The sequence below is a fragment of the Phenylobacterium sp. genome (assembly GCF_028290885.1).
Classification (GTDB): Bacteria; Pseudomonadota; Alphaproteobacteria; order Caulobacterales; family Caulobacteraceae; genus Phenylobacterium.
Window position 1 is genome coordinate 15,306 of the sequence record NZ_JAQGIZ010000250.1, and the last position, 26,153, is coordinate 41,458.

The window sequence follows — 26,153 nt, forward strand, 5'->3', positions numbered from 1 at the left end:
TGGCCATGGCCCGCCTCTACCTGATCCGCCACGGCAAGCCCGCCGCTGCCTGGGGCGGGGACGATGACGATCCGGGGCTGGACGAGACCGGCCAGGCGCAGGCGCGGGCCGCGCGGGACTGGCTGCTGGCCCTGCCGCCGGCCGAGCGGCCCACCAAGGTGGTGAGCTCGCCGCTGCGGCGCTGCCGCGAGACGGCCGAGCCGACCGCGCAGGCCCTCGGCGTCACCCTGGAGATCGACGAGCGGGTAGGGGAGATCCCGACGCCCGTGGCGCTGGCGGCGGCTGAGCGCGGGCCGTGGCTGCGCAAGTCCTTCGCCGGAACCTGGGCCGAGATCGAGGGCGACCTCGACTACGACGCCTGGCGCCATTCGATCACCGCGTCGCTGGCGGCGCGGGGGAACACCGCGGTGTTCTCGCACTATGTGGCGACCAATGCGGTGGTCTCGCAGTTGACAGGCGATCCCGCGGTGGTGGTCTTCCGCCCCGACCATGCCTCGATCACCGTGCTGGAGACCGACGGGACGGACCTGGTTCTGGTGGCAAAAGGCCGCGAAGCGACGACGGGTGTGCTTTAGGATGAGGCAGTAAGGCTTTGATACGCCAGGTTCTCACCGTCGCCGAGATGGCGCGGGCCGACGCTGCGGCGATCGCCGCGGGCACGCCGGGGCTGACCCTGATGGAGCGGGCCGGCGCCGCCGTGGCCGATGCGGTCTGCGCGCGGTTCGCGCGGCAGACGACGCTGGTGCTCTGCGGGCCGGGCAACAACGGCGGCGACGGCTATGTGGCCGCGCGCGTGCTCAAGGACCGCGGCTGGCCGGTGGAGGTGCGATCGTTGGGCGAGCCGGCGACGCAGGACGCCCAGGCCGCGAGCGCCCGCTGGGAGGGCGCGACCAAGCCGCTGAACGGCGCGCTGGAGCCCGGCGTCTGGATCGACGCCCTGTTCGGCGCAGGCCTCTCACGGCCGCTGGACGGGCCCGCAGCGGCCGCGGCCCTGCGCATGGCCGAGGCGCCGGAGCGGGTGGTGGCGGTCGACGTGCCGAGCGGCGTCCCCGGCGACACCGGCAAGCCCATCGGGCCCGCGGCCTGCGCGGCGCTCACCGTCACCTTCCACGCCAAGAAGCCGGCGCACCTGCTGGAGCCCGGCCACAGCCGCTGCGGCGTGGTGATCGTGGCCGACATCGGCCTGGCCGCGGCGCCCGGCAAGACGGTCGAGAACGGCCCGGAGCTCTGGCTGCCACGCTTCCCGTGGCCGACGGCGGCCTCGCACAAGCATGCGCGCGGCCGCCTGGTGGTGGTGAGCGGCGAGGCGTGGAGCACCGGCGCGGCGCGGCTTGCGGCGCGGGCGGCCCTGCGGATCGGCGCCGGGCTGGTGACGGTGCTGTCGCCGCCCGAGGCCCTGGCGGTCAACGCCGCGCACCTGGAAGCCGTCATGCTGAAGGGCTTCGAGACGGACCTCGAGCTGGAGCAGGCGGCCAGGGACGTGGACGCCGCCGTGATCGGTCCAGCGGCCGGCGTGGGCGAGCCGACGCTGCTGAACGTGCTGGCCCTGGCGCGCACGGGGGCCGCCCTGGTGCTGGACGCCGACGCGATCACCGTCTTCCGCGACGATCCCGAGGAGCTGTTCTCGCTGCTGGACCGCGACGACGTGCTGACCCCGCACCCCGGAGAGTTCGAGCGGCTGTTCCCGGGCCTGCTGGCCGCCTCCCCCGAGCGGATCACCGCCGCGCGGCGGGCGGCGGAGAAGGCCGGCGCGGTGGTGCTTCTGAAAGGCTCGGACACCGTGATCGCCGCCCCGGACGGACGCTGCGCGATCAACGGCAACGGCTCGCCGTGGCTGGCCACCGCCGGTTCCGGCGACGTGTTGGCGGGCTTCATCGGCGGGCTGGTGGCGCAGGGGATGGAAAGCTTCGAGGCCGCCTGCGCCGGGGCCTGGATCCACGCCGAGGCCGCCGAGCTGCACGGGCCGGGCCTGATCTCCGAGGACCTGCCGGGGCTCGCGCCCGCGGTCCTGCGCCGGCTGTTCGACGAGCCATAGCAAAGGGGCGGCGGATCGCTCCGCCGCCCCGTCGATTCTCCAGGCTAGAAGTTAGCCGTGAAGGCTACGAAAATCTGACGACCCAGGAAGTCGTAGGTCGGATAGGCGTTCGGCAGACCGGTCCCCACGATCGCTGCGTTGAGGATCTGAGGATCCTGGTCGAGGATGTTGTTGACGCCGGCGCGGATGGTCAAGCCGTTCCGCACAGTCCATATCCCGGACAGGTCGAAATAGTTGACCGACTTCAACTTGGCGTCGAAGGCGTCGAACGCGCCATTGCTCAGGGTTTGGTCGTTGGTGTTGGTTTCAAGCTTGGTGGCCCCAATATAGCGCCATTGGGCCGAGAGCAGCAGCGGCCAGGGCGTCTGCCAGCTAACTCGCAGGTTGTGACGCCAATTGGGGTTCACCGTTTGGCAGGTCGGGCCGAACAGCCCGGCGCAATCATAGGTGTGCGCGCCCGGCGTCGGCGTGGATTTGGACTCGATCAGCTCCGAACCGACGAAGTTGAAAGTCAAGCTGCCATAGTCGTCCGAAAGGCCGATCATGCCGAGCGGCAGCCTGTAGGCGGCCTGGAAGTCGATGCCGCTCACACGGTTGGCCCCAATGTTCACGCTGGTGCCGTTGATGAAACCCCCGCCGGCCACGGAGGTCCCGAACAGCAGGCCGGCGGGATTGCGGACGACGTTCGCGCAGAAGATCGGATTTCCCGTCGTCAGGCATTGGTTGAGGGTGAACGCCAGCGGGATCTTGCTGATCGTATTGAGCAGCTTGATGTTCCAATAGTCGACGCTGCCGGTGAAGCCCGACAGGAAGCTCGGCTGCACCGTGAAGCCCACCGTGTAGGTGCTGGCCCGCTCCGGTGACAGGTTCCTGTTGCCGCCGTTAAGGACGGCGCACTGCCCCGCCGGGCATTGGACGATCTTGTTCGTGCTGCCGCCGTTGCCGTACTGAGCTGCGGTGACGCCGGTGTTCATGCACTGGGCCAGGGTGGCCGTCGCCGGCCCTGTCGAGGTTGGAGCGCAAGGGTCGACCGAGACCTCGCTGGTGTTGGTCACGGCCTGCGGGTTGAAGAGTTCGAGGATGTTGGGGGCGCGGATCGCGCGGTTGAACGAGGCGCGGAAACGAATATCCGGGATAGGCGCGTACTGCAGGCCCACCTTCCAGGTGTCAGCGTCCACATCGGTCGAATAGTGCGAGAACCGGTAACCGGCATCGAAGGTGAGCTCCTCGACGAACGGACGCTTCTGAACCAGCGGCGCCCGGAACTCGCCATAGGCCTCGGTCACGCCCAGGCTGGCGTTGACTGCCGTCGACGCGCCGCCAAATCCGGACAGGTCGTTCGACAATTCATTCTCGTCGGGCGCGTAAGTGTACTTCTGGCGGCGATCCTGCGCCCCCACGGAAACGCCCACCCCGTCGTCGGCCCAAGGCGACTTGACGCCATAGCGGCCTAGGTCACCAGTGATGTCGGCTTCGACGATCGTCTCGGTGATCTTGCCGTAGGATGTGCCTCTCGAGTTCAGATACTTGATCTGGTCTGGAGTCACGCCGCCCTCGGTGAAGATGTTGTAGGGCACGCAGGCCTTGTCCGTCCCATTGACCACGGAAGTGCAGGTCGGCACGCCGTTCACGCTCACCGCCTGCAATGCGTTCTGGACGCGGCGATTGCTCAGGTAGTTGTCGTTCGATTGAAAGAGGGTCGTATAGTAATACGAGCCATAAACATCGTACTTCCATCCTTCGAGTTCCGGGATCTCGCCACGGGCGCCCAAAACGGCGCGGTAGTTGTTGTGATCGTAGGAGCTGGACCGGGGGCCGCCCTCGATGCTGCGGCGGCCGTAGATCAGGTCGACGCTGGAGCCGCTGGCGATTTCAGCCGGCGAGCAGAGGGTATTTGCCTCCTGCGAGCTGAGCAGCGGGTTGTTGCAATTCACCAGATAGCCGCCGTTCGGCGACGGCCCGCTGCCCTGGAAGAGGCCCGACGGCGCGATCTTCGTGACGGAGCGGTCGTTCATGAAAGAGAAATCCGCGTACACGTCGAGGTTCGTCGAGACTTCATAGTGCGAGAAGAAGCCGGCCATATAGCGCGTGTCGTCGTGGATAAGATATTGGAAGGGATTGGAGTTGAAGACCAGCGGCGGGACGCCCGTATTGGGTGCGGTCGCATAGTCGAGGAACTGATTACCGATGACCGTGAAACCGGTGTTGTTGTTGATTCCAGGTCCCTGTCCCGTAGCCTGGAAGAATTGATTGGAGTTCGTGGAGCCGCTGCAGAACGGCGTTGTGCCGCCGGTGACGCGGAGCAGACAGGCCCCGTAGTCACGGGCGGCTTGCGTGACGGGGCGCTGGGTATGGTAGACGAAGTAGGCTGAAACGTTCAGCTTATCGTCCATGCCGTTGGCGCCCACCACGATCGACAGATCGTGCGAGCTGCCATCCCAGACATCGCTTTTCGGGACTAGGTCGCCCGCCGCTCTGAGCAGGCCCTGGATTCCCATCCGATCGTTCTGGCTGTGCTGGTTGACGCCGATCTGGCCATCGATCTGGATGCCCTGGAAATTGTGCTTCATGATGAAGTTGATCACGCCGGCCACCGCGTCCGAGCCGTAGGTCGCAGACGCGCCGCCGGTAAGCACCTCCACATGGTCAATCAGCGGAGTGGGGATCTGGTTGAGGTCCGGCGCCGGGTTCGGGTTGCCTGTATTCGCATCGCCGATCCCGAGCCTGCGGCCATCCACCAACACCAACGTCCGTTGGGGCCCTAGCCCGCGCAGGTCGGCGGTGGAGATGCCGCCAGGGCTGGAAAGGGGATTCGAGGTGGCTGAGAAGTCCGCCGCCGAGTTCTGGAAATTCTGCGGCAAGGTGTTGATTAGGGCGATGGCGTCGGTCGCGCCCTGCAGTTTGAACTCCTGGCCGGTGACGACGTCGATCGGGCTGATACTGGTCAGGTTTGGCTGCGGGATGCGGGAGCCGGTGACCACGACCTCGGAGACTTCAGCCGGAGCCGGGGCCGCGGCCGCTTGGGCGCGGGCTTGGGTCGCACAGAGCGCCAGGAACGCCGCGCCGCATATCGTCGAGGAAGCCAGCAGGCGCCCCCGGATGTTTTGAGTCTTCAAGATCGCCTCCTCCGGCGGCCAATCCGGGAAGGGCAGGCCGCACTTCGCAAAGCCTCAGGGCTCCGACTCCCCCAGCCGGGGGTCCGGTTACCGTGAAGTTGCTGAGACTGATCGCGGAGGGTCAATCAAAGGGTGTGTATATCGAGATTATTATTTCAAAATGTCGCACCATAGTCACAATATTACAAATATTCGAATTCACCTATATTGTAATCATCCATGAGTTCATCTTAGGGAAGTCAAAGCGGGATGGCCGTGGTGAACTTGGCCCGCCTCTTCACGAAGCTGGCCTCGTAGCGGCGCACGGCCGGATGGCCGGCGATGTTGGCGTCGGTAAAGTCGTTGAACTCCTCCATGTTGCGGAAGATGGCGATGCAGGTGATGTCGTAGGCTCCTGAGATCTCCAGGCAGACCTGGACGTGCGGCGAGCGGCACAGGTGTGCGCGGAACTCGGCGACCGTGGCTGGCGAATGGCGCTCAAGCTGCACCATCAGGATCACCGAGATGCGCTCGCCCACCTGGCCGGGTTCGATGATCGAGACGTCGGCGGCGATCACGCCTCCGTCGCGGTACTGGCGGATGCGGCGCAGGATGGCGGAGGGCGAGAGGGGGACGCGGTCGGCCAGAGCTTGGGCGGTGGCCTGGTTGTTCACCTGCAAGGCAGCGAGGATCTGAACGTCCAGCCTGTCGAGTGCGTAGGTCATGATGGTTTCCCAAGCCTCAGCAGTGAACCACAAAAACCGAAGTATTGACAGTTAACTTGCGTTCATCTGAGGCGTCGGGAGATCAACGGGTATTGGAAGACGCGTTTGTTGCGTCTCTGCACGTATTCTAATGGTGAGAGAAATTCTCTACTTAAGCTTGTAATCGATGGGGGCGGCCCGCCGGATCAGGGCGTCCAGCCGGTCGCGCAGCTCGCGTCCCTGCTCGGTCAGGTGGATCACGTGGCTGCGCCCGTCGGTCGGGTTGAGGAAGGCGTCCACCAGGCCGAGGGCCGGGGCATGGGCCCAGTCGGAGCCCAGTCGTCCGAGCGAGCGCAGGCTGCGCGAGGCGGTGGACTGCGTCAGGCCCGCCACATAGGCGAGTTCCTGCACCGAGAGGCCCTCGTTTTCGCAGGTGTAAAGGAAGGCCACGATCTCGTTGACACTGATGCGCGGGTCGAGCGCCTTCAGGGCGAGCATGGCCTCGAGCAGGGAGTCCCTCGGCCGCATCCGGGTCTAGTTGTCGGTATAGCGATTCAGGGCCCCGGTGGCCGCCGAGCGCCGTGCGGCCCGGGTCAAGGCCAGCGCCTTGCGCGGCCGCCGCTCGCGCATGGCCAGGGTGGCGTCCGGATAGGCGTCGCGCACCTGCTTGAGGATACCCTCCAGCCGCTTCTGGTGGTCGGCGGCTTCGATGTAGTCGCCGACGTTGAGTTCGACCGAGATCTGACCGCAAAGCCTCATAGCCGTCCTCGATAGGAGATTTGTCAGGCCGGTGGAAAGCGTAAGCCGGTGCGAATGCGGTTTTGTCGCTTTGAGAGGCTGCGTCGCGCAAAAGCGCAGCGTTCAGCGACCATTGTTCGTTAAAATGTGCGCGACCGCCATTCCTGAAGAAACCGTAATCTATCCAAGGCGTTCGCCCGCGGTGAGCGCCAGGAGGGCGAAGGAGGCCAGCCAATGCTCGCCCATGTAGTCGCCGGCCACGTGCGGCAGGCTGGCGGCCAGGTGCTCGCGCGCGGCGGTTTCGGCGACGGCGGCCAGCGGGTCGCCCGGCGGCAGGGTGGCGGCGAGCTCGCGCCAGCACCAGGCGCGGGAGAAGTTCAGGCCGTCGAGGTGGGCGATCTTGCCGTCCGACCGGTCGGAGACCACGGCCGGGGTGAACAGACTCGCCGGCTGGCGCTGGGCGGCGCGGGGCAGGAAGGCCTTCAGCCAGGGGGCGAACTCGCCGGGCGGCAGCAGCCTGCGCAGGCACTCGGCCTCCATCAGGGTGGCGGAGAGGAACTCGTCGCCGGAGGGCTCCCAGGCCGGGGCGTCACGGTCGGCGAGATACCAGGCGCGGACCTTGTCGGTGAACAGCGCCGTCAGCGCGAAGTCGCCGGCTGCCGCCGCGTAGTCCTGGGCGAGCGCGAGGGCGAAGGCGGTGGAGGAATGGACGCCGGTGCGGATCGGGTAGAGCGCCTTGGGCAGGAAGTCGACGAACCGCTCGGCGAACACCGTGGCCAGCGGCTGCAGGCTTGTCGCCCAGCGCGGGTCGTCATGCGCCAGCAGTTCGGCCTGCAGCTTCAGGAGCCAGCCCCAGCCGTAAGGACGCTCGAAACCGCGGGTGGATGGGCGCGCGAGGTAGTCGACCTCGCCGGCGACCTTCTCCGCCGTGAAGGCCTGATCGAACAGGGCGCGGATGGCCGGCGCCTCCGCGATGCCGGGCTCGCGGCGCAGCAGGCTCGCCAGCAGCCAGTAGCCGTGCACGCAGGTGTGCCAGTCGAAGCTGCCGTAGAAGATCGGGTGCAGGTCGCGCGGCCCTCGGGCGTCGGCGGGCCCATCGAGGACGTGGTCGAGCTTGTTGGGGTATTCGCGCGCGACATGGCCCAGCGCGATGCGGGCGAAGCTCGACGCGATTTCGGGCGTCACGCGATCAGCTTGCCGGCTATTTGGGGAAAGCGAGGACATACATCAGCACCGTGTTGAGGATCAGCATCGGCAGCGCCGTCGGGATCTGCGCCTTGATCACCGCATAGCGGTCGGGGATCTCAAGCAGGGCCGGCGGGACCAGGTTGAAGTTGGCGGCGAGCGGGGTCATCAGCGTGCCGCAGAAGCCCGACAGCATGCCGATCGCGGCGATCACCGCCGGGTTGCCGCCGAAATGGACCATCAGGATCGGGATGGCGACGCCTCCGGTCAACACCGGGAAGGCCGCGAAGGCGTTGCCCATCAGCATGGTGAAGGCGGCCATGCCGAAGCAGTAGACGGCGACGGCGGCCAGGCGGGTGTCCACCGGCAGCCAGGTCGTCACGAGGTGACCGATTTGGTTACCAACACCGGCCAGCGCGAAGACCGCGCCGAGCGCCGCCAGGAACTGCGGCAATAGCGCAGCCCAGCCGACGGTGTCCGCGAGCCGGCGGCCTTCCTGCAGGGGGCTGGCCAACGGCTGGCGCAGCAGGGTCAGCGCCAGGGAAAGGCCGACGATCACGGCCAGCGCCAGGGAGATCAGCGTGGCCTGCTTGGGATCCATCAGCGGAACGCCGCTAAGCCGGACCGGCTTGAGCAGCAGGATGCCTAGCGCGACCACCAGCGGCAGCATCAGGGCGGGCAGGAACAGCCGGTTCCCGAACCGCTCCGAAAGGGCGGCGCGTTCGGCGGGCGAGGTGGTTGCGGGCTGGCTGCGGCCGAGTTGCCCAAGGCCGGCGAGGAGCGCCAGACCCAGCACGAGAATGCCGTTGCCGAGATCGCCCAGGCGGTCGCCGGCCAGGAAGCTCACGGCTGCCAGCGCCCAGAAGGCGGCGTTCCCCCACCGCTTGCGGTTGCTGCGGTCGAGCGCGCTGAAGGCCGCGAAGCCCGCGAACATCAGGCCCGCGAGGACATAGACGGCGCCGAGCTTGATCACCGCTGGGCCTGGCGGGCGAGGCGGCGATCGAAGAGCACCAGGCGTGTGGCGTGGATGGCGAAGGACCCCAGCGCGGTCGGGATCGCCCAGACCGACAGGTGGATAGGGTCGAGCACGATCTTGCTGCTCGACAGGAAGCCCACCATCAGCAGCACCGAGCCCATGGCCACGAAGATGTCCTCGCTGAAGAACACCGCGACGTTGTCGGTGGCCGCGGCCATGGCGCGGATCGCGTAGCGGGTCTCCGGCTCAAGCGGGCCATCGCGGACTTCGGCGGCGGCCTCGGCCATCGGCGCGACCAGGGGGCGGATGGTCTGGGCCTGGCCCGCGATCGGCATCAGGCCGACGGCCGTGGTCGCCTGGCGGAAGACCATGTAGCCGATCAGCAGCCGGCCCACGGAGACGCCGCGCAGGCCGGCGATGATCTTCGCGGCGCGCTCACGCAGGCCGGCGCGTTCGAGGACGCCGACCAATGGCAGAACCAGATAGGCCGTGCTGACGAAACGGTTGTCGTTGAAGGCCTTGCCGAAGGCGGCGATCACCTGGAGCGGGGAGAGGCCGGCGAACCACCCGCTGGTCAAGGCGGCCAGCACCACCACGAGCAGCGGATTGAGGCGGATGGCGAAGCCGACGACGATGACGGCGACGCCCAGAAGGATCAGCATTCAGTCCCCTTACGCGAACGGCGCGGCCATAGGATCGTCTGGAGCGCGCCGAGGCAACGGGGTAGGTTCGCCGGCCTGTGGAGGACGCGTGATGAGCGAACCGCCGGAGCCGCAATCCGAAGATCTGGACCCCGTGCAGGAGGCCGGCGAGGAGTCCTTCCCGGCCAGCGATCCGCCCGCGTGGGCCGCGCCCCGGCGCGACGAGCCGAAGGGGGATGGACCGTCTACTGACCGCGCTGCGCCAGCCACGCGTCCGCCAGACGCAGGAACCCGTTCACATCCACGGTCTCGGCGCGAGCCCGGGGGTCGAGGCCGGCCGCTTCGATAAGCGGCTCGCCGCCCAGGGGCTTGAGGCTGGCGCGCAGCATCTTGCGGCGCTGGCCGAAGGCGGCGGCGGTGAGCTTCTGCAGGGCGTCGAGACGTTGGGCCGAGGGCCGGTCGGGCCGGGGCGTCAGCCGGACGACGGCGGACTCCACCTTGGGCGGCGGGGTGAAGGCGCGGGCCGGGACCTCCATGACGGTGCGCGCCTCGCTGGTGGCCTGGGCGATCACCGCCAGCCGGCCATAGGCGGGGGCGTCGACGGGGGCCGCGATCCGCTGGGCGACCTCTTTCTGGAACATCAGGGTCATGGAAGCGGGCCGCCAGGGGCCGGTGAGCCACTTGATGAGCAGGGCCGTGCCGACGTTGTAGGGCAGGTTGGAGACCACGTGCCCCGCATCGCCGGCCGTCAGCGCGGCCTCGTCGGCGATGAGCGCGTCGGCGAACTCCAGCGCCAGGGCGCCGGGCGCGGCCGCCTGGGCCAGGTCCTCCAGCAGCGGGCGAAAACGCTGGTCCTTCTCGACGGCGATGACGCGGGCGCCGGTCTCCAGCAGGGCGCGGGTGAGGCCACCAGGTCCGGGGCCCACCTCGATCACCCGGTCGCCTGGTCCGATCTCGGCCAGCCGGGCGATCTTGCGGGTGATGTTGAGGTCGAGGAGGAAGTGCTGGCCGAAGGCCTTCTTCGCCAGCAGCCCGTGCTCGGCCAGCGCCTCGCGGAGGGGCGGTAAGTCCTCTAGCCCCATCCTAGATCCGCTCGGGGTTTTCTAACCTCACCCGGCGCGGGCCTCCTTGGCCCGGGCTTGGGCCAACCGGTCGGCGAGGCGGATAGCCGCGATCAGGCTGTCGGGGCGGGCGAGGCCGCGCCCGGCGATGTCGAAGGCTGTGCCGTGGTCCGGCGAAGTGCGCACGATCGGCAGGCCCAGCGTCACGTTCACCCCGCCCCAGAAGTCGAGCATCTTCACCGGGATCAGCGCCTGGTCGTGGTAGAGGCAGATGACGGCGTCGTAGCGGCTGCGCATCGTCTCGGGGAATAGGGTGTCGGCCGGATGCGGGCCGGTGACATCGACGCCCAGGTCCTCCAGCGCCCGCACCGCCGGCGCGATGATCTCGCCCTCTTCGCGGCCGAGGGCGCCGCCTTCGCCGGCGTGCGGGTTGAGGGCGGCCACCGCCAGCCTCGGCTCGGCGATCCCGAAGTCGCGTCGCAGGGCCTCGGCGGTGACCAGGCCCGCGTTGACGATCGCCTCGATGCTCAGCAGGCCGGGGACCTTCGCCAGAGGTTCATGCACGGTCACCAGGGCCACGCGCAGGTCGCCGGCGATCAGCATCATCACCGGTCCCCGCGCCCCCTCGTAGCTCTCCGAGGCGGTGAGCTCGCCAAGGAACTCGGTGTGGCCCGGGAACTTGAAGCCGGCGTCGTAGAGCGGCGCCTTGGCGATAGGGGCGGTGACCACGCCGGCCACGGCGCCGGACAGCGCCAGTCCGACGGCGGTCTCTATCCATTTGATGATGGCCGGGGCGGCCGCCGCCGACGGCTGGCCGGCGACCACCCGCGCGCGCAGCGGCAGGTCGAGCACGGGCAGGGCGTCCGGAAAGGCGCTCATCGCCTCGGCGGGCGCGATGACCTTTTTCAGGATCGAAGCCCCGCCGGCCGAGGCCGAGGCCAGCGCCTGGAAGTCGCCGACCACCAGGAACGGCGGGCCCCCATGGCGCAGCTCGCTCCAGGCCTTGACGGCGATCTCCGGACCGACGCCGGCCGGGTCGCCGAGGGTCAGGGCGAGCGGGGCTGGCTTCACCCTTTCACGGCCTTCTTCACCTAGTCTCTATGGTCGCGGAGGTGCGCAGGTCGCGCATGTAGCGCCGCGAGATCATGCTGAGTTGCTGGCCGGTGAGGCGGCTCTCGATCTGGTCGTGATCCGCCTGGGCGGCGCCGGCGGAGCGCTTGCCGCAGACGGCCAGCACGTGCAGGCCGACCTTGGTGCGGATCGGGGACGAGAGCTGGCCCACCTTCAGCGTCTGGGCGGCGTCTTTGAACTCCGGCGAGAGGTCGCTGATCTCCGCCTCGCCCAGGTCGCCGGCCACCACGCCCGGCGTCTTGCCGGCGGTGGCCTCGAGCGTCTGGCAATCCTTGATGGAGGCCTTCACGCCCTCCAGCTTCACGCGGGCGGCCTCGACGTCGGCGTCGGTGGCGGTGGCGGGGAGCGCGATGGCGGCTTGCTTGAGGTTGACCAGGGTCTGGCCGGAGCCCGACCGCTTGTCGCGCAGGTAGATGATGTAGACGCCGTCCTTCACCGGAATCGGCTGGGACAGCTGGCCGGGCCGCAGTTGATCGAGCACGGCGTCCACCTGGGCCGGCATCTCGCCCTGGCTGATCCAGCCCGCCTCGCCGCCGGCGGCGGCGGTCGAGGCGGCGGAGAATTGCCGGGCGACGGCGGCGAACGGCGCGCCCTGCTGGATCTGGGCGACGAGTTGGGTCGCACCCTTCACGGCCGCGTCCATGCCGCCGGCGCGGCCGGCGTCGAGGAACACCTCGCTGACCTCGTATTGCGGCTTGGAGGCCGCCGCGATCAGGCGGGCCTGGGTGGCCTTGATCTGGTCCTCGCCGATCCGCAGGCGCGTGCCGTAACGGCCGCGGATCCAGCGCTGCCAGCTCATCTGGGCGCGGATCTGCTCATAGAGGGTATCCGAAGCGATGCCCTGGGACTTCAGGGCCGCCAGGAAACCCTCGGGCTTGAGATTATTCTGCTGCGCCATGCCGGTGAGTTCCTCCTGGATCTCGTCGTCAGTGGCGATGATGGTGATCTTCTGGTCCTTCTGGACGCGCTTCAGCTCCTGGATCTGCAGGCGCTCATCGACCAGCGAGCGCAGGGCCTCCTGCTGGAACTCCGGCAGGGTGTCCTGGGTGGGCTGCACGCCGGATGTGGCGATCAAGAGGCGCATACGCTGGGCGAGGTCGTAGGTGGAGATGATGTCGTCGTTGACGATCGCCGCCACCGATTCCGTCATCGGCCGCATGGGCGTGAACTGGGGCGCCGCAGCCGCCGGCGCAGCGGCTGGCAGGGAAGCCTGAACTGCGGCGGCCGGGGCGCCTTGGGCTTGCACGGTAAAGGGCAGGGCGACAGCAACCAGCGCCGTAGCGATTACAGCGCCCCGCGCCCCTCGGCCCGTGACGTTACGCGCGCGCATCATGGATGAGATAATTCCCTGGTTCGGCCGCGTCCGGCCGTAATTCTTACCTGCCATAGATTGGTCCGCCCAATGTGGCGAGCGTTAGGCGAACGGACACTTCGTCGCTGGGGGCCAGCCGACCGATGATGGCGTCTTCGTGCCGATAGAAGACGTCCACGCGGATGCACTCATCCTTGTAGAAGACTCCGACGTCGCGGACCACCCAGGCGTGCTGGATGAGGTCGCGGTTGCCGTTGGCGCTGACGCCCCAGTGCTGGGTCAGGTTGATGTCGCCGCCGATGTCGGCGTTCTTGAGTGGTGTTCCGTTGATGCCCTGGTCGTCGGACAAGTAGCGAACGTAGCCCGAAGCCCACTTGCTGCTGATGTTGGCGCCGGCCTCGAGGCGGTGGACCGCCAGCGTGTCGGTGTCGAGCCGGGTGCGCGCGAAGACCGAGAAGCCCTTCCAGGGCTGGATGTCGCCCGCCAGGATCCAGTCCGACGCGCGGGTGGTGAGGCCGGAGCCCGCCGAGAACACCGTGTTCGGGCTGTCGCGGAAGCTGCGGCCGACCAGCAGGCTCGCGCGCCGGCCGTCATCCCACAGCACCGAGGCGCGGCCCCCCGCGTTGAGGCGCACACCGTCTTCATAGAGGTCATAGCCCGGGAACTTGTCGGCGCGGAACAGGGTGGTCTCGTCGAATTCGAAGGCGATGCTGTCCTCGTCCAGGTAGACCGGCTTGCCGGTCGTGGGGTCGTGACTGACCACGATCTGGTCCGCCTTGGGGGAGGCCGCCAGCTGCAGCAGGGGCTCCAGCACCACGGTGGCGTCACGCCAGCGGCGATAGACCGGATAGGAGACGTCGGCGCCGGCGACGGCGAGCGCGCGGGACTGAAAACTGGAGCTGCTGGTGTTCCCGGTCCCCGTCCCGGTCGGCAGGTCGCTCAGGCTGTAGCCGTCGACACGCAGGTTCACGAAGGGCACGACCCGCAGCCCTGCCGTCGAGGTGAAGGTGCGCTGCCAGTCGGTCTCCGCGGTGACCCGACGGCTGTCGACGCCCGGCAGGTTCAGCGCCTGAGTGTCGGGCGACTGGGAGCGGGTCAGGGCCACGGCGCTGCCATTCACGCGCAGCCGGCCGCCGAACAGGTCGTCTGGGACCTCGAAGCGGGTGTCCACCAGCGGGGCCACCAGCGGGAAGGTGCGATTATTGTCGCCGGGCCTGAGGCCCTGGACGCTGAAGGCTGCGACGGAGGCGTAGGACTGCTGGTCCTGGCGGATTGCGTAGACCTGGCTGATCAGCCGGCGGTCGTCGGCCACATAGGGCCCGCGCGCCTCGTAGACGCGGCCGATGTCATACTTGTCGAAGAGCAGCGTGTCGGAGGTCCGCTCTGCGGTAAAGCCTGCGCTCCAGTGGTCGTCGAGCTGGAAGGCGCCGCGGCCCAGGATGTAGCTGCGGCTGGTGTCGTCGCCGATAGGGTTGCCGTTTCCGTCCACATCGCGTTCGTGGGTGTAGCCGAAGCGCAGGTCGATAATGCCGGAGTTGAAGCGCTGCCGGTACTCGCCGTTGAGGAACGGATTGACCTTGCTATTGATCTGCGGACTCAGGGTCAGGTCGGCCGAAGGGCTGATCACCAGCAGGTAGGGCTGCTCGTAGGAAAAGCCGCGACGAGTCGAGACCCCGATCCTGGGCGCCAGCAGGCCGGACTGGCGCTCGGCCGACGGGTCGGCATGCCAGAACACCGGCAGGTAGAGGATCGGCACGCCCAGTATGTGGACCTTGGCGTGGCGGTAGTAGATCACGTGGCGGATCTTGTCCTCGACCACGCGGTCGGCGGTGATCGACCAGGTCGGGGTCTTGGGCGTGTCGCCGACGCAGATCGGGCAGGGCGTGTAGATCGCCTTGTTCAACTCCTGGATGTCGTCGGACCGGCGCACGGCGCTGGCGCCGGCGATCTCGATGTTCTGGTTCAGGCGCCGGTCGTGCATGCGCGCGGAGAAGGCCAGGGCCACGCCGGCCTGCATCTTGTCGTCCAGGACCATCTGCTCGGCGTATTCGACCGTGCCGTCGTCGTGGATCACCTGGACGTGGCCGTAGGCGCGGATCACCCCCTGCGCCGGGGATTCCCTGTCCTGCGGCGGGCGGGACTGGCCGGCCGGTGGCGGCGGAGCCTCCTTGTAGACCAGACGGTCGGCGCGAAGCGTGCGGTCCTCGTAGCGCACCTCGACGGAGCCTTCGGCGGTGGTGACGCCGTTTTTCTCGTCGCGGACGATCCGGTCGGCCTCCAGGTAGAGTTCGCCGGGCTTCAGGCCGTCGGTGTGGACCGGCGCCGTGGCGCTGGGCCGCTGGGATGGCCGGAGGGGATTCTCGTTGAGGACCTGGCCACGCTCCTGCCGACCCTCGGGGCCTGAGCCTGGCGGACCGACGTCGGCCGGCTGCGCCAGGACCGCGGCCGGCCAGAAGGCCGCGATCGCCGCGCCCGCGAGGAGCCCGCGCTTGACCGCACGACTTCGAGCGGTTGCGGACAGCGTGCCCCGACGCGAACTCATTTTCCCCTTCCGATCCTCTTCCCAACGCGCCTTGCCGCTTGCATAGCCGGGCAGGCGGAGGATTCAACCGTCTTCGGTGTAGCAGAGCAGGGTCAGGCCAGACAGCAGCGCCACAACAGCCGGGGCCCAGGCCGCTGCGAACAGCGGGATGATGTCGGCCCGGCCGAGCGCTCCGGCGAACTTGTCGAAGAAAAACACCACGAAACCCATGGCGACGCCGGCCCCGGCGAGCCCGGCCAGGCCGCCCAGCCTGGCCAGTCTGAGCGAAAAGGCCGCGGCCAGGACGGCCATGGCGGTGAACAGCACCGGGGTCGCCAGCATCTGCTGGAATTTGAGTCGGTAGCCGGACGCCGAGAAACCCGCCTGCTCGGTGAGCCGGATGGCCGCCGGCAGCCGCCAGAAGGCGATGGTGTCGGGCGAGGCGAACCGCTCCACCGCAGCCTCCGAATCCAGCGTCGAGCGCAGCGACAGGCTGTCGGAGCGCACCGAGCTTTCGCCGGCCGAGGCCTCGCGGACGTCCTTGAGCTGCCAGAAGCCCGGTCTGAGCACCGCCTCGGCGGCCTCGAGCCGGCGCTTGAACTCCGGCTGGCCGGCCTTGTTCTTCTGGTAGATGAACAGCGAGACGCCGCGCAGCCGCACCTCGCCCTGCACCGTCTCGCGGGACTTGGCGTGGATCACCATCTGGGTGTGCTCGTCGCCTTGCCGCAGCCAGATGTCCTTCGGCCTGTCGCCCAGGTAGTTGGACATGATCTTGGCCCTGTCGGCCTCGAAGCGGGCGCTGAGCGCCGCCGAGACCGGGTTGATGGCGGTGACCGCCAGCAGGCCCGCGATGAAGGCCGCGGCGGCCGCGGGGCTGATGAATCGCCAGGCCGAGACGCCGGCCGCCCGCATCGCGACCAGCTCGCTGCGGCGGTTGAGGCCCACGAAAGCGCTCATCCCCCCGAACAGGAACACGAAGGGCAGCAGGATCTCGATGACCGAGGGCGACTTGAGCAGCGTCAGGCCGAAGAGGTCCCCGGCGTTGACCTCGGCGCGCACGCCGATCGAGCGGGAGAGGTCGACGAACTGCACGAGCAGGATCACCGCGGAGATCACCGCCAGCGCCGCGCCGACCCCGCCGAGCGTGCGCGCCAGGACGTAGCGTTCGAGACGCGAAGCGCTCATGCCGGCACGGCTGCGATGCGCGCCGGGCGGCGGCGGATGTCGATGAAGCGGCTGACCCGCTGGCGGAAGATGCCGCGCAGCGCAACCGCCGTGGTCGCCAGCGGGATCGCGTACTGCAGAATGTTCAGCCCGGCGTTGGCTTCGCTGGCGGACTGGGCCACGAAGCCCAGGATGCGGACCACCGCGGCGATCGCGCAGAAGATCGCGATCCGCCGGGCGTAACCCAGGCGCGAGAAGCCGCCGCCGATGATCGCCGACAGCGCCATGGCCATGAAGGCGATGTTGTAGAGCGGGGTGGCGATGCGCGCGTGGCCCTCGGCCAGCAGGCTCTTGCGGTTGCGCTGTTCCCAGCCCTGCTGCAGGTCGGGGAACAGGAGCTCGTGCAGGTAGCGGTCCGAGGGCTTGTAATGGATCATCTCTTCGGGGTTGCTCAGCGAGCCGAGCTCGAAATCATATTGGAGGAACGTCAGGTAGTTCAGCACGCCGCGCGGCGAGAACTCCTGGGTCGAGCCGTCGCGCAGGACCAGCACCGAGTCGCCATGGCGGCTGGCCATGCGGCCGGAGTTGGCGATGTAGGTGGTGGCCGTGCCGTCCGGCTTCGTCTGGTGCATGAAAAGGTTGTGCATATCTCCATTTCCGTCAACGCTTTGGGCGTAGACGGTCAAGCCGGGAACCGGCTCGGTGAACTCGCCCTCGCGCACCAGGGTGGCGGCCAGGTCGCTGCGCACCTTGAACAGCTCCTCCCGCAACGCGCGGTAGGCCAGGGGCTGCACCCAGAGGTTCATCACCAGCGCCAGGACGGCGATGGTGGCCGCCAGCCGCAAGGCCGGCGAGATCACCCGCCAGCGGCTCATCCCGCCGGCGAAGCAGACCACGATCTCCTGCTCGGTGTGCAGGCGGTTCAGCGCCACCAGCGTGGCCACGAAGACGGCGATCGGCAGGATCATGTTGATCAACTGCGGCATGTAGAGGAGCGTGATCTTCAGGAAGACCAGCGCGCTTTGCCGCTGGTTGACGATCAGGTCGAGGCCCGAAAGGCTCTGACTCAGCAGGGCGAGCGCCGTCAGCGCCAGGGTGGCGAGCAGCATGGGGCCGAGCAGTTGGCGGAGCAGGTATCGGTCGATCAGGCGCATCGGTAAGAAATAGGGCTCGCTCGGAGTTTTTGCCGCGCCCCCGCCGCGGAGCTGATCTAAACCATGCGTCGCCGTGTCAGACAACCGCCGGGGCCGCTCCGGACGGGGCGGTAGGATGCCGCGACCCCTTTTTCGCTATGAGAGACTTCGCATGGATATCGAGTTCGTCGCCGCCGCCCAGGCCTTGCCGGCGAAGACCGCGCTGGCCCGCATCGTGTTCGAGGGCGCGGCCCTGGACGGACCACTGGGCCAGGCGGCCGCGGCCAGCCGGTTCACCGGCGGCAAGGGCCAGACCCTGGACGTGCTGGCGCCGGCCGGGACCGAGGCGGCGCGGCTGGTGCTGGTGGGCGTCGGCAAGCCGGACGGTTTCGACGCGCTCGGTGTCGAGCACGCGGCGGCCAGCGCCTACGGCGCGGTGAAGGCCTCGGGCCTCACGACGCTGCGCATCGAGCTGCCGGACGCCGGCCCGGAACTGGCGGCGCGGGCGGCGCTGGGCGTGCGGCTGGCGAGCTACCGGTTCGACAAGTACCGGACCAAGGAGCCGGCGGAGAAGAAGCCCTCCATCGTCAAGACCGAGGTCGTGGCCGGCGACAGCACGGCCGCGCTCGCCGCCTTCGCGCCGCTGGCGGCGCTGGCCGATGCGCTGAGCTTCACCCGCGACCTGGTCTCCGAGCCGGCCAACGTCCTCTATCCGGCCGAGTTCGCCCGCCGGGTGAAGGCCCTGGAGACCCTGGGCCTGGAGGTCGAGATCCTCGGCGAACCGGAGATGATGAAGCTCGGCATGGGGTCCTTGCTCGGCGTCGGCCAGGGCTCGATCCGCGAAAGCCAGCTGGCGATCCTGCGCTGGAACGGGGCGGCCGACAAAAAGGCCCAGCCGATCGCCTTCGTCGGCAAGGGCGTCTGCTTCGACACCGGCGGCATCTCGATCAAGCCGGCCGACGGCATGGAAGACATGAAGTGGGACATGGCCGGGGCGGCCGCGGTGGCCGGCCTGATGCACGTGCTTGCCGGCCGCAAGGCCAAGGTCAACGCCGTGGGCATCCTGGGCCTGGTGGAGAACATGCCCGACGGCAACGCGCAGCGGCCCGGCGACGTGGTCACCTCCATGTCCGGCCAGACCATCGAGATCATCAACACCGACGCTGAGGGCCGCCTCGTGCTGGCCGACGCCGTCTGGTACTGCCAGGACCGCTTCAAGCCGAAGTTCATGGTCGACCTGGCGACGCTGACCGGAGCGATCATCGTCGCGCTGGGGAACGACCTGGCCGGCTGCTACGCCAACGACGAGACGCTGGCGGCCAACCTGATCGCCGCCTCCAATACCGAGGGCGAGCCGCTGTGGCGGATGCCGCTGCCGGCGCAGTACGACAAGAACATCGACTCGATGATCGCCGATATGAAGAACACCGGTGGCCGGCCCGGCGGCTCGATCACCGCGGCCATGTTCATCCAGCGCTTCACCAACGGCGTGCCCTGGGCGCACCTCGACATCGCCTCCACCGCCTGGAAGAAGCCCTCGTCGGTCCCCACCATCCCGGACGGCGCCACCGGCTACGGCGTGCGCCTGCTGAACCGCATGGTGGCGGAGAAGTACGAGGGCTGACGTGGCGGAGGCGGCGACCGAAGTCTGGTTCTACCACCTGGAGCGGACGGGGCTCGATCAGGCCCTGCCGGAACTGCTGGAGAAGACCCTGCAGCGCGGCTGGAAGGCGCTGGTCCGGGTGCGCGAGGCCGAGCAGCTGCAGCATCTCGACAGCTGGCTCTGGGCCTATCGCGACGAGAGCTTCCTGCCGCATGCGCCGGACGACGAGCCGGGCGCGGCGCGCCAGCCGATCCTGCTGACCACCGGGTTCGAGAACGCCAACGGCGCGGACGCCCTCTTCCTGGTGGACGGGGCCGAGCCGGGGGAGCTTTCCGACTATGCGCGCTGCGTCGTGCTGTTCGACGGCGCGGACGCGGCGCAGCTGGCGGTGGCGCGGGCGCAATGGAGCGCGGCGAAGGCTACCGGCGTTTCGGTTTCCTACTGGAAGCAGCAGGCGCGCGGATGGGAGAAGCAGGCGTGATGAGGAAAGCCTGGCTTGGCGTGGCCCTGCTGCTGGCGGCCTGCGCGCCGAACTATCCAACGCGGGCGCCCCCGACTGCGGCTCCGACCCCGGCCCCGGTTCCGGCGCCGCCGCAAACCCCGCAACCGCCGCGCAGCCGCGCGCCCACGCCGCCGCCACGGGTGACGGTGAAGGACCAGTGCGGGGCGTCGGAGCTGCAGGGCCTGGTCGGCCGGCCACGGACTGAGATCCCGGTCCCCGTCGATCCGAATCGCCAGCGGGTGGCCTGCACGACCTGTCCGGTGACCCTCGACTACAGCCCCCAGCGCTTGAACTTCTTCTTCGATGCCGGGACGGGGATCATCAGGGAGATCCGCTGCGGTTAGGCCGCTGGGATCTCCAGTCCGAATTCCTGAAGCAGCGCGAGCCAGGCGGCGCGGCCGTCGCGGCTGGCGAACTTCGCCACCGCCGTGGCGCGGGCGGCGGCGCGCAGCGGGGCCGAGGCCTCCGGGTCGCGACAGGCGGCGATCAGCGTGTCCGACAGCGCCGTGACGTCGAAGAACGGCAGCAGCCGGCCGTTGACCCCGTCCTCGATGGCGTCGTGCAGCGGAGGGGTGTCGGAGGCCACGACATAGCAGCCGCTGGCCATGGCCTCGACCAGCGACCAGGAGAGCACGAAGGGATAGGTGTAGTAGACGTGGGCCGTGGAGAGCCTGAGCGCCTGCAGCATGCGGGCGTGCGGCGTCTTGCCGAGGAAATGCAGCCGCGCCGGATCGAGGTCGAGCCCTTCGAAGGCGACCTCGCGCCAGGTGCGGCCGTCGGGCGCCGAGCCGCCGTAGGGGCGGGCGGTGTCCTGCCCGATCACCAGCACCTGGGCGTCCGGAACCTCCGCCATCAGCCGGGGCAGGGCGCGCGCGAAGATGTGCAGGCCCCTGAGCGGCTCCAGGTGGTTGTTGACGTGGGTGATCACCGGCGCCCCGGGAGCGATGACGCGGCCGTCGGCCAGGGCGAGGGGCTCGGCGGGGCCGGGCCGGATCGCGTCCACGTCGACGCCTTCATGGATCACCCGCACGCGCGGCCGAAAGACCGGCGGCAGGACGGAGGCCTGGAACTCGGTGGGGGAGACGATCACGTCGGCGTCGGTGAAGGCGAGGGTCATGACCGCGTTCTTGGCCTTGCCCCGCAGGACCGCCTCCTCGGTGGTCTCGAAGAATTCGTTGTCGAAGTCGATGTCGAGGCCACGCCCGCGGTAGAAGAACTCCGCGAACATCACCCTGCGCGCGTCCGGCCACACCTCGTCGAGGAAGATGGTCTCGCCCCAGCCCGGGTGGCCGACGATCACCGCCGGATCGAATCCTTCCGCCTTCAGGGCCTTGGCCATGCGCAGGGCCGCGGCCCCGCGGATCAGGTCGGCCTCGGCGCGGATAGCGAAGGGAAAGATGTCGGGCGTCGTGCCGCGGTCGAGGCCATAGCGGCCGATCGGCATGTTCGGCACGCCCGGCGCGCGGGACGCGCCGATGGCGGCGCAGGGCACGCCGCGGGCCATCAGCGTCTGGGCGAGGTCCCGGAACTGCGCCGGAAAGTTGTTGTGGACGAAGAGGACCCCTGCAGGCATGGCCGCCTTCTGCCTGCGCGCGGCGCGGCTGTCACCTGCCGCGCCGCGGGGATCGGTGCTTGGCCGGCGCCGGCTTCCCGGCTAATGGAGCCGTCGTTGCGGATGTGGCGGAACTGGTAGACGCACTGGATTTAGGTTCCAGCGCCGCAAGGCGTGGAGGTTCGAGTCCTCTCATCCGCACCATCCTGCTTCGCCCTCTCGGGATTCGCAGGACGGGTCCCAGCGTTGGGTGCGAAGCCGGATGTCCTTCGAAGCCTTGGCGAAGAAGGACCGGCATGACATAACCCCCGCCCTCCGCCGAAGGCTCGGCGGCGTTTGTTTTCAATCCTGAAAGTGGCCGGGACGCGCCCGACGGCGCAGTGGCTGGAAGTTGAAGAATGTCGATGCAGATCGTTGAAAAGTCTGGTGAAGGCCTGAGCCGCGTGTTCGGCGTCACGGTGCCCGCCGCGGATCTGACGCAGGCGCTGGAAGCGCGCATCGCCGAGATCACGCCGACCCTGAACATCAAGGGCTTCCGCCCGGGCAAGGTGCCAACCGCCCACGTGCGCCGCCTCTACGGCAAGGCGCTGATGAGCGAGGTGGTGGAAAAGACCCTCACCGAGACCACCCAGAAGGTGCTCACGGACAACAAGCTGCGCCCCGCCGGCGACCCGGACCTGAAGCCGGAAGGCGACATGAACGCGGTGATCGATGGCAAGGCGGACCTCGCCTACGAGATCGCCGTCGACGTGATGCCGGACTTCGAACCCGTGGATCCCGCGACCCTGTCGCTGAAGCGTCCGGTCTACGAGCCCACCGACAAGGAAGTCGACGAGGCGCTGGCCGACCTCGCCAAGCAGAACCGCACCTACGAGACCAGGACCGGCAAGGCCGTGAAGGCCAAGGACGGCGACATGCTCGTTATTGATTTCGTGGGCAAGCTGGACGGCGTGCCCTTCGAAGGCGGCGCGGCCGAGGGCGCCGAACTGGTCCTGGGCTCGGGCCAGTTCATCCCGGGCTTCGAGGAGCAGCTGGTCGGCGCCAAGCCCGACAGCGACGTCGAGGTCAAGGTGACCTTCCCGGAGAACTACCAGTCCGAAAACCTCAAGGGCAAAGAGGCGGTGTTCGAGGTCAAGGTGAAGGAGGTGAAGGCGCCGGTGAATGCGCCCGCCGACGACGCGCTCGCCACCCGCCTGGGGATCGAGAGCCTCGAGAAGCTGCGCGAGCTGCTGAAGGGCAACCTGGAGAAGGAATATGCCGGCGCGAGCCGCTTCAAGCTGAAGCGCGCCCTGCTGGACCAGCTCGACACCAAGCACGACTTCCCGCTGCCGCCGAAGATGGTGGAGGCCGAATTCGCCTCGATCTGGCAGCAGGTCGAGCAGGACAAGGCGGCCGGCGAGCTGCCGCCCGAGGACCTCAAGAAGTCCGACAAGAAGCTCAAGGACGAATACCATAAGATCGCTGAGCGCCGCGTGCGCCTGGGCCTGGTGCTGGCCGAGATCGGCCGGGCCAACAACGTCCAGGTCACCGAGCAGGAGCTGGGCGAGGCCATGCGCCAGGAGGCCATGAAGTACGGCCCGCAGGCCCAGCAGGTGTTCGACCTCTTCCGCCAGAACGCCAACGCCCAGGCCCAGCTGCGCGCGCCGATCTTCGAGGACAAGGTCGTCGACCTGATCGTGGGCAAGGCCAAGGTGAAGGACCAGAAGGTCTCCAAGGAAGACCTGATGAAGGACGACGACCTGCCGGCGGGCTACGGGGACTAAGCACCCCACCCGGTGTCATCCCGGAAGCCGCGGCAGCGGCTGTCCGGGACCTATACGCGTCATAGGTTCCGGATGACGCGCGGCGTCGCGGCCGCAATCTGTCCTGATGAACTCGTGTCTATAGGTCCCGGTCTTTCGCTGGCGCGAAAACCGGGATGACAAGCTGTGAGCGGACTTAGAGCCCCCGGAGGTGCTGCAACAGTTCGGCGTTCTCCACGCGGGCGCGGCGTTCGTTGATTTCCTGGAACAGGCTGAGCGGGCCCAGGTCCTCGTCGAGCGGCTCGGCCAGCGGCGCTGTGGAATAGGGCGAGGACTCAGAAACAGGGACGACGTCGCGCGGCGTGGTCATCGGGCGTTTCTCCAGGCCCTCGCGGCAGAGGGGTCTCGGGTCTTAAGCTATCATTAGGATTTGTCGCCGCTCACGACAAATGCTGGAAGGACCGTCACGTTCGCTTGATGTGACCTCAGGGCGGGATTTAACGCGTTTTCGGCCGCTTGGGACGCGAAATCACCGACCAACGCTCAGGAATCGGCTTGGCTTGACCGCCGAACGGGGCCTAACCTGACGAACAACGCCGCGTCGTGACGGCTTAAAGACCCACTCAGCCAGCTCTGGTACGCCAGCCGAGTTCGCCTTTGCCGCCGCGGGAGTAGAGCGTCGCGGAAGGGATCAGGGTTTTGCAACGTACCAGTACGTGGACTCCCGACTACTTTCATAAGGTCGTGGATTGTCAGTGGGCCTGTCCCGCACACACACCGGTCCCGGAGTACATCCGCCTCATCGCGGACGGCCGCTACTCCGACGCCTACATGGTCAACTGGACGTCGAACGTCTTCCCGGGGATCCTGGGCCGGACCTGCGACCGTCCCTGTGAACCCGCCTGCCGGCGCGGACGCGTCGAGGAGGAGCCGGTCGCCATCTGCCGGCTGAAGAGGGTCGCGGCCGACAACAAGGACGACATCACCGCCAGGCTGCCCGCGCCGGCGGCGAGTTCGAACGGCAAGCGGGTGGCGATGGTGGGGGCCGGTCCCGCCTCGCTGACCGTGGCCCGCGACCTGGCGCCGCTGGGCTACGAGGTCACCATCTTCGACGGCGACGCCAAGGCGGGCGGCATGATCCGCAGCCAGATCCCGCGCTTCCGCCTGCCCGAGGAAGTGATCGACGAGGAGGTGGGCTATATCACCGGGCTCGGCATGACGCTTCGCCTGGGCGAGCGGATCGATAGCCTGAAGGGCCTGCTGGCCCAGGGCTACGACGCAATCTTCGTGGGCTCCGGCGCGCCGCGCGGCCGCGACCTCGACCTGCCGGGGCGCGAGGCGGCGCGGGCCAACATCCACATCGGCATCGACTGGCTGTCCTCCGTCTCCTTCGGCCACATCGACAAGATCGGAAGGCGGGTGATCGTGCTGGGCGGCGGCAACACCGCCATGGACTGCTGCCGCACCTCGCGCCGCCTGGGCGGGGAGGACGTCAAGGTGATCGTCCGCTCCGGCTTCGAGGAGATGAAGGCCTCGCCATGGGAAAAGGAAGACGCGATCCACGAGGACATCCCGATCCTCAACTACCGCGTGCCCAAGGAATTCACTCACAAGGACGGCCGGCTGACTGGCGTCACCTTCGAGGTGGTCAAGGCCGAGCTCGACGAGAAAGGTCGCCGCAAGCTGGTCCCCTCGGGCGAGCCCGACGAGCACTACGAATGCGACGACGTGCTGGTGGCGGTCGGCCAGGAGAACGCCTTCCCCTGGATGGAGCGCGGCATCGGCATGGAGTTCGACGAGTGGGACATGCCCAAGGTCGATCCGATCACCATGCAGTCGACGATCCCCGAAGTGTTCTTCGGTGGCGACGCGGCGTTCGGCCCGAAGAACATCATCTGGGCGGTGGCGCACGGCCATGACGCTGCGATCTCCATCGACAAGTTCTGCCGCAGCGAGGACGTTAGCGAGCGGCCGCCGCCCGACTTCTCCCTCGTCAGCCAGAAGATGGGCATCCACGAGTGGAGCTATGACAACGACATCGCCAACGACCGCCGCTACCGCGTGCCGCTGCGTGACAAGGCCGTGGCGCTGAAGAACGTGAAGATGGAGGTCGAGCTCGGCTTCGACCGCGAGATCGGCTACCGCGAGGCCGAGCGGTGCCTGAACTGCGACGTCCAGACCGTGTTCGCCGACAACCTGTGCATCGAGTGCGACGCCTGCGTCGACATCTGCCCGGTGGACTGCATCACCTTCACCGTCGAGAGCGAGGAGGCGGATCTGCGCACCCGGCTGAAGGCGCCGGCGCTCAACGTCGACCAGCCGCTCTATGTCTCCGGCTCGCTGCCGACCGGGCGGGTGATGGTCAAGGACGAGGACGTCTGCCTGCATTGCGGGCTTTGCGCCGAGCGCTGCCCGACCGGGGCCTGGGACATGCAGCGCTTCACCCTCGAGATGACCCAAGCGGGGGCGGCATGTCAGTCCCGGTGAAATCTGGCCCGGCGAAATCTGGCGCGGTGAAATCCGGGCCGGCGACCGTCAACGACTTCGTGGTGAAGTTCGCTAATGTGAACGGCTCGGGCTCGGCCAGCGCCAACGGCATGTTCGCCAAGTCGATCCTGCGGATGGGCGTGCCGGTGGCGGCGCGCAACATCTTCCCGTCCAACATCCAGGGCCTGCCCACCTGGTACGAGGTGCGGATCACCGAGGCCGGCCACCTGGGCCGCCGGGGCGGCGTGGACCTGATGGTGGCCATGAACCCGCAGACCTGGGACCGCGACCTGGCCGAGATCGAGCCCGGCGGCTACCTGTTCTACGACTCGACGAAGCCGCTGCCGCCGGGCAAGTTCCGCGACGACATCACCGTCATCGGCGTGCCGCTGACGGCCATGTGCAACGAGGCCTATGCGCTGCCGCGCGAACGCCAGCTGTTCAAGAACATCATCTATGTGGGGGCGCTCTCGGCCCTGCTGGGCATCGACGCGGAGGTGTTCGAGACCCTGCTGGCCGAACAGTTCGCCGCCAAGCCCAAGCTGATCTCAGCCAATGTCGAGGCCCTGCA

Annotated in this window: 23 protein-coding genes and 1 tRNA gene; 9 read left to right on the plus strand and 15 right to left on the minus strand. The window is 68.3% G+C overall.

The genetic code is table 11. The annotated features are described in order from the left end of the window. Nucleotides 1-5: 5 nt before the first annotated feature. Nucleotides 6-575, plus strand: a complete 570-nt coding sequence (locus JWP28_RS16915) for a histidine phosphatase family protein (RefSeq protein ID WP_299544747.1) — start codon at nucleotides 6-8, stop codon at nucleotides 573-575. A 17-nt stretch (nucleotides 576-592) separates the two neighbouring features. After that, nucleotides 593-2,035: an NAD(P)H-hydrate dehydratase gene (locus JWP28_RS16920; protein WP_299544748.1), complete on the plus strand. Its 1,443-nt coding sequence runs from the start codon at nucleotides 593-595 to the stop codon at nucleotides 2,033-2,035. A 44-nt stretch (nucleotides 2,036-2,079) separates the two neighbouring features. Here the strand turns inward: JWP28_RS16920 and JWP28_RS16925 are convergent, their stop codons facing one another. The 13 genes from JWP28_RS16925 to lptF form a co-directional block, all read right to left on the minus strand. Then, the gene (locus JWP28_RS16925) at nucleotides 2,080-5,151 is read right to left on the minus strand and encodes a TonB-dependent receptor (protein WP_299544749.1); all 3,072 of its coding nucleotides are present in this window, start codon (nucleotides 5,149-5,151) and stop codon (nucleotides 2,080-2,082) included. 239 nt (nucleotides 5,152-5,390) lie between these two features. Next, the gene (locus JWP28_RS16930) at nucleotides 5,391-5,855 is read right to left on the minus strand and encodes an Lrp/AsnC family transcriptional regulator (protein WP_299544750.1); all 465 of its coding nucleotides are present in this window, start codon (nucleotides 5,853-5,855) and stop codon (nucleotides 5,391-5,393) included. A 147-nt stretch (nucleotides 5,856-6,002) separates the two neighbouring features. Continuing rightward, a complete protein-coding gene (locus JWP28_RS16935) occupies nucleotides 6,003-6,362 on the minus strand; it encodes a helix-turn-helix domain-containing protein (RefSeq protein WP_299544751.1) in 360 nt (119 codons plus the stop codon). Between the two features lie 6 nt (nucleotides 6,363-6,368). Continuing rightward, entirely contained in the window at nucleotides 6,369-6,593 is a 225-nt protein-coding gene (locus JWP28_RS16940) for a hypothetical protein (RefSeq protein WP_299544753.1), read from the minus strand. 159 nt (nucleotides 6,594-6,752) lie between these two features. Further along, nucleotides 6,753-7,757 carry a DUF2891 domain-containing protein gene (locus tag JWP28_RS16945; protein ID WP_299544755.1) on the minus strand — a complete coding sequence of 335 codons (1,005 nt, stop codon included), beginning with the start codon at nucleotides 7,755-7,757 and terminating at the stop codon, nucleotides 6,753-6,755. Nucleotides 7,758-7,773: 16 nt separating this feature from the next. Then, the gene (locus JWP28_RS16950; protein ID WP_299544756.1) at nucleotides 7,774-8,730 is read right to left on the minus strand and encodes a DUF979 domain-containing protein; all 957 of its coding nucleotides are present in this window, start codon (nucleotides 8,728-8,730) and stop codon (nucleotides 7,774-7,776) included. After that, nucleotides 8,727-9,395, minus strand: coding sequence for a DUF969 domain-containing protein (locus JWP28_RS16955; protein ID WP_299544758.1), 669 nt, complete (start codon nucleotides 9,393-9,395; stop codon nucleotides 8,727-8,729). The genes JWP28_RS16950 and JWP28_RS16955 overlap by 4 nt, the downstream gene beginning before the upstream one ends. Before the next feature lie 224 nt (nucleotides 9,396-9,619). After that, a complete protein-coding gene (gene rsmA / locus JWP28_RS16960; RefSeq protein WP_299544760.1) occupies nucleotides 9,620-10,456 on the minus strand; it encodes a 16S rRNA (adenine(1518)-N(6)/adenine(1519)-N(6))-dimethyltransferase RsmA in 837 nt (278 codons plus the stop codon). Between the two features lie 27 nt (nucleotides 10,457-10,483). After that, entirely contained in the window at nucleotides 10,484-11,506 is a 1,023-nt protein-coding gene (gene pdxA / locus JWP28_RS16965; protein ID WP_299544762.1) for a 4-hydroxythreonine-4-phosphate dehydrogenase PdxA, read from the minus strand. 16 nt (nucleotides 11,507-11,522) lie between these two features. Next, nucleotides 11,523-12,725 carry a peptidylprolyl isomerase gene (locus JWP28_RS16970; protein WP_299544763.1) on the minus strand — a complete coding sequence of 401 codons (1,203 nt, stop codon included), beginning with the start codon at nucleotides 12,723-12,725 and terminating at the stop codon, nucleotides 11,523-11,525. A gap of 217 nt (nucleotides 12,726-12,942) precedes the next feature. Beyond that, nucleotides 12,943-15,420 carry an LPS assembly protein LptD gene (gene lptD, locus JWP28_RS16975; protein WP_299544764.1) on the minus strand — a complete coding sequence of 826 codons (2,478 nt, stop codon included), beginning with the start codon at nucleotides 15,418-15,420 and terminating at the stop codon, nucleotides 12,943-12,945. A 63-nt stretch (nucleotides 15,421-15,483) separates the two neighbouring features. Continuing rightward, on the minus strand, nucleotides 15,484-16,584 hold the full coding sequence (gene lptG / locus JWP28_RS16980) for an LPS export ABC transporter permease LptG (protein ID WP_299544766.1): 1,101 nt from the start codon (nucleotides 16,582-16,584) through the stop codon (nucleotides 15,484-15,486). Continuing rightward, the gene (gene lptF / locus JWP28_RS16985) at nucleotides 16,581-17,717 is read right to left on the minus strand and encodes an LPS export ABC transporter permease LptF (protein WP_299544767.1); all 1,137 of its coding nucleotides are present in this window, start codon (nucleotides 17,715-17,717) and stop codon (nucleotides 16,581-16,583) included. Before lptF ends, lptG begins: the two co-directional genes overlap by 4 nt. A 151-nt stretch (nucleotides 17,718-17,868) precedes the next feature. Here lptF and JWP28_RS16990 point away from each other — a divergent pair, with 151 nt between their 5' ends. The 3 genes from JWP28_RS16990 to JWP28_RS17000 are packed head-to-tail and all read left to right on the plus strand — an operon-like array spanning nucleotide 17,869 to nucleotide 20,145. Next, entirely contained in the window at nucleotides 17,869-19,320 is a 1,452-nt protein-coding gene (locus JWP28_RS16990; RefSeq protein WP_299544769.1) for a leucyl aminopeptidase, read from the plus strand. Between the two features lies 1 nt (nucleotide 19,321). After that, entirely contained in the window at nucleotides 19,322-19,780 is a 459-nt protein-coding gene (locus JWP28_RS16995; protein WP_299544771.1) for a DNA polymerase III subunit chi, read from the plus strand. Beyond that, complete coding sequence (locus tag JWP28_RS17000) at nucleotides 19,780-20,145, plus strand: I78 family peptidase inhibitor (RefSeq protein ID WP_299544773.1); 366 nt, start codon at nucleotides 19,780-19,782, stop codon at nucleotides 20,143-20,145. The genes JWP28_RS16995 and JWP28_RS17000 overlap by 1 nt, the downstream gene beginning before the upstream one ends. Here the strand turns inward: JWP28_RS17000 and JWP28_RS17005 are convergent. Beyond that, nucleotides 20,142-21,374, minus strand: coding sequence for a glycosyltransferase (locus JWP28_RS17005; RefSeq protein ID WP_299544774.1), 1,233 nt, complete (start codon nucleotides 21,372-21,374; stop codon nucleotides 20,142-20,144). The genes JWP28_RS17000 and JWP28_RS17005 overlap by 4 nt on opposite strands. A 98-nt stretch (nucleotides 21,375-21,472) precedes the next feature. Between JWP28_RS17005 and JWP28_RS17010 the strand changes: the two genes are divergently transcribed. Both JWP28_RS17010 and tig read left to right on the plus strand, forming a co-directional pair. Next, nucleotides 21,473-21,557: transfer RNA gene (locus JWP28_RS17010), tRNA-Leu, on the plus strand. A gap of 200 nt (nucleotides 21,558-21,757) precedes the next feature. After that, on the plus strand, nucleotides 21,758-23,116 hold the full coding sequence (gene tig, locus JWP28_RS17015; RefSeq protein WP_299544776.1) for a trigger factor: 1,359 nt from the start codon (nucleotides 21,758-21,760) through the stop codon (nucleotides 23,114-23,116). A gap of 175 nt (nucleotides 23,117-23,291) precedes the next feature. Here the strand turns inward: tig and JWP28_RS17020 are convergent, their stop codons facing one another. After that, the gene (locus JWP28_RS17020) at nucleotides 23,292-23,465 is read right to left on the minus strand and encodes a hypothetical protein (RefSeq protein ID WP_299544778.1); all 174 of its coding nucleotides are present in this window, start codon (nucleotides 23,463-23,465) and stop codon (nucleotides 23,292-23,294) included. 374 nt (nucleotides 23,466-23,839) lie between these two features. Here JWP28_RS17020 and JWP28_RS17025 point away from each other — a divergent pair, with 374 nt between their 5' ends. Then, nucleotides 23,840-25,582 carry an FAD-dependent oxidoreductase gene (locus JWP28_RS17025; RefSeq protein ID WP_299544780.1) on the plus strand — a complete coding sequence of 581 codons (1,743 nt, stop codon included), beginning with the start codon at nucleotides 23,840-23,842 and terminating at the stop codon, nucleotides 25,580-25,582. Further along, nucleotides 25,567-26,153 (plus strand): 2-oxoacid:acceptor oxidoreductase family protein (locus tag JWP28_RS17030; RefSeq protein WP_299544781.1); only part of this gene is annotated, 587 nt, incomplete at its 3' end. The genes JWP28_RS17025 and JWP28_RS17030, both read left to right, overlap by 16 nt.

Coding starts and splice junctions, on each gene's coding strand:
- JWP28_RS16915 (WP_299544747.1), top strand. CDS start 6: ATGGCCCGCCTCTACCTGATCCGCCACGGCAAGCCCGCCGCTGCCTGG.
- JWP28_RS16930 (WP_299544750.1), bottom strand. CDS start 5,855: ATGACCTACGCACTCGACAGGCTGGACGTTCAGATCCTCGCTGCCTTG.
- JWP28_RS16935 (WP_299544751.1), bottom strand. CDS start 6,362: ATGCGGCCGAGGGACTCCCTGCTCGAGGCCATGCTCGCCCTGAAGGCG.
- JWP28_RS16940 (WP_299544753.1), bottom strand. CDS start 6,593: ATGAGGCTTTGCGGTCAGATCTCGGTCGAACTCAACGTCGGCGACTAC.
- JWP28_RS16955 (WP_299544758.1), bottom strand. CDS start 9,395: ATGCTGATCCTTCTGGGCGTCGCCGTCATCGTCGTCGGCTTCGCCATC.
- rsmA (WP_299544760.1), bottom strand. CDS start 10,456: ATGGGGCTAGAGGACTTACCGCCCCTCCGCGAGGCGCTGGCCGAGCAC.
- JWP28_RS16970 (WP_299544763.1), bottom strand. CDS start 12,725: ATGCGGCCGATGACGGAATCGGTGGCGGCGATCGTCAACGACGACATC.
- lptD (WP_299544764.1), bottom strand. CDS start 15,420: ATGAGTTCGCGTCGGGGCACGCTGTCCGCAACCGCTCGAAGTCGTGCG.
- lptG (WP_299544766.1), bottom strand. CDS start 16,584: ATGAGCGCTTCGCGTCTCGAACGCTACGTCCTGGCGCGCACGCTCGGC.
- lptF (WP_299544767.1), bottom strand. CDS start 17,717: ATGCGCCTGATCGACCGATACCTGCTCCGCCAACTGCTCGGCCCCATG.
- JWP28_RS16990 (WP_299544769.1), top strand. CDS start 17,869: ATGGATATCGAGTTCGTCGCCGCCGCCCAGGCCTTGCCGGCGAAGACC.
- JWP28_RS17000 (WP_299544773.1), top strand. CDS start 19,780: ATGAGGAAAGCCTGGCTTGGCGTGGCCCTGCTGCTGGCGGCCTGCGCG.
- JWP28_RS17005 (WP_299544774.1), bottom strand. CDS start 21,374: ATGCCTGCAGGGGTCCTCTTCGTCCACAACAACTTTCCGGCGCAGTTC.
- tig (WP_299544776.1), top strand. CDS start 21,758: ATGCAGATCGTTGAAAAGTCTGGTGAAGGCCTGAGCCGCGTGTTCGGC.
- JWP28_RS17020 (WP_299544778.1), bottom strand. CDS start 23,465: ATGACCACGCCGCGCGACGTCGTCCCTGTTTCTGAGTCCTCGCCCTAT.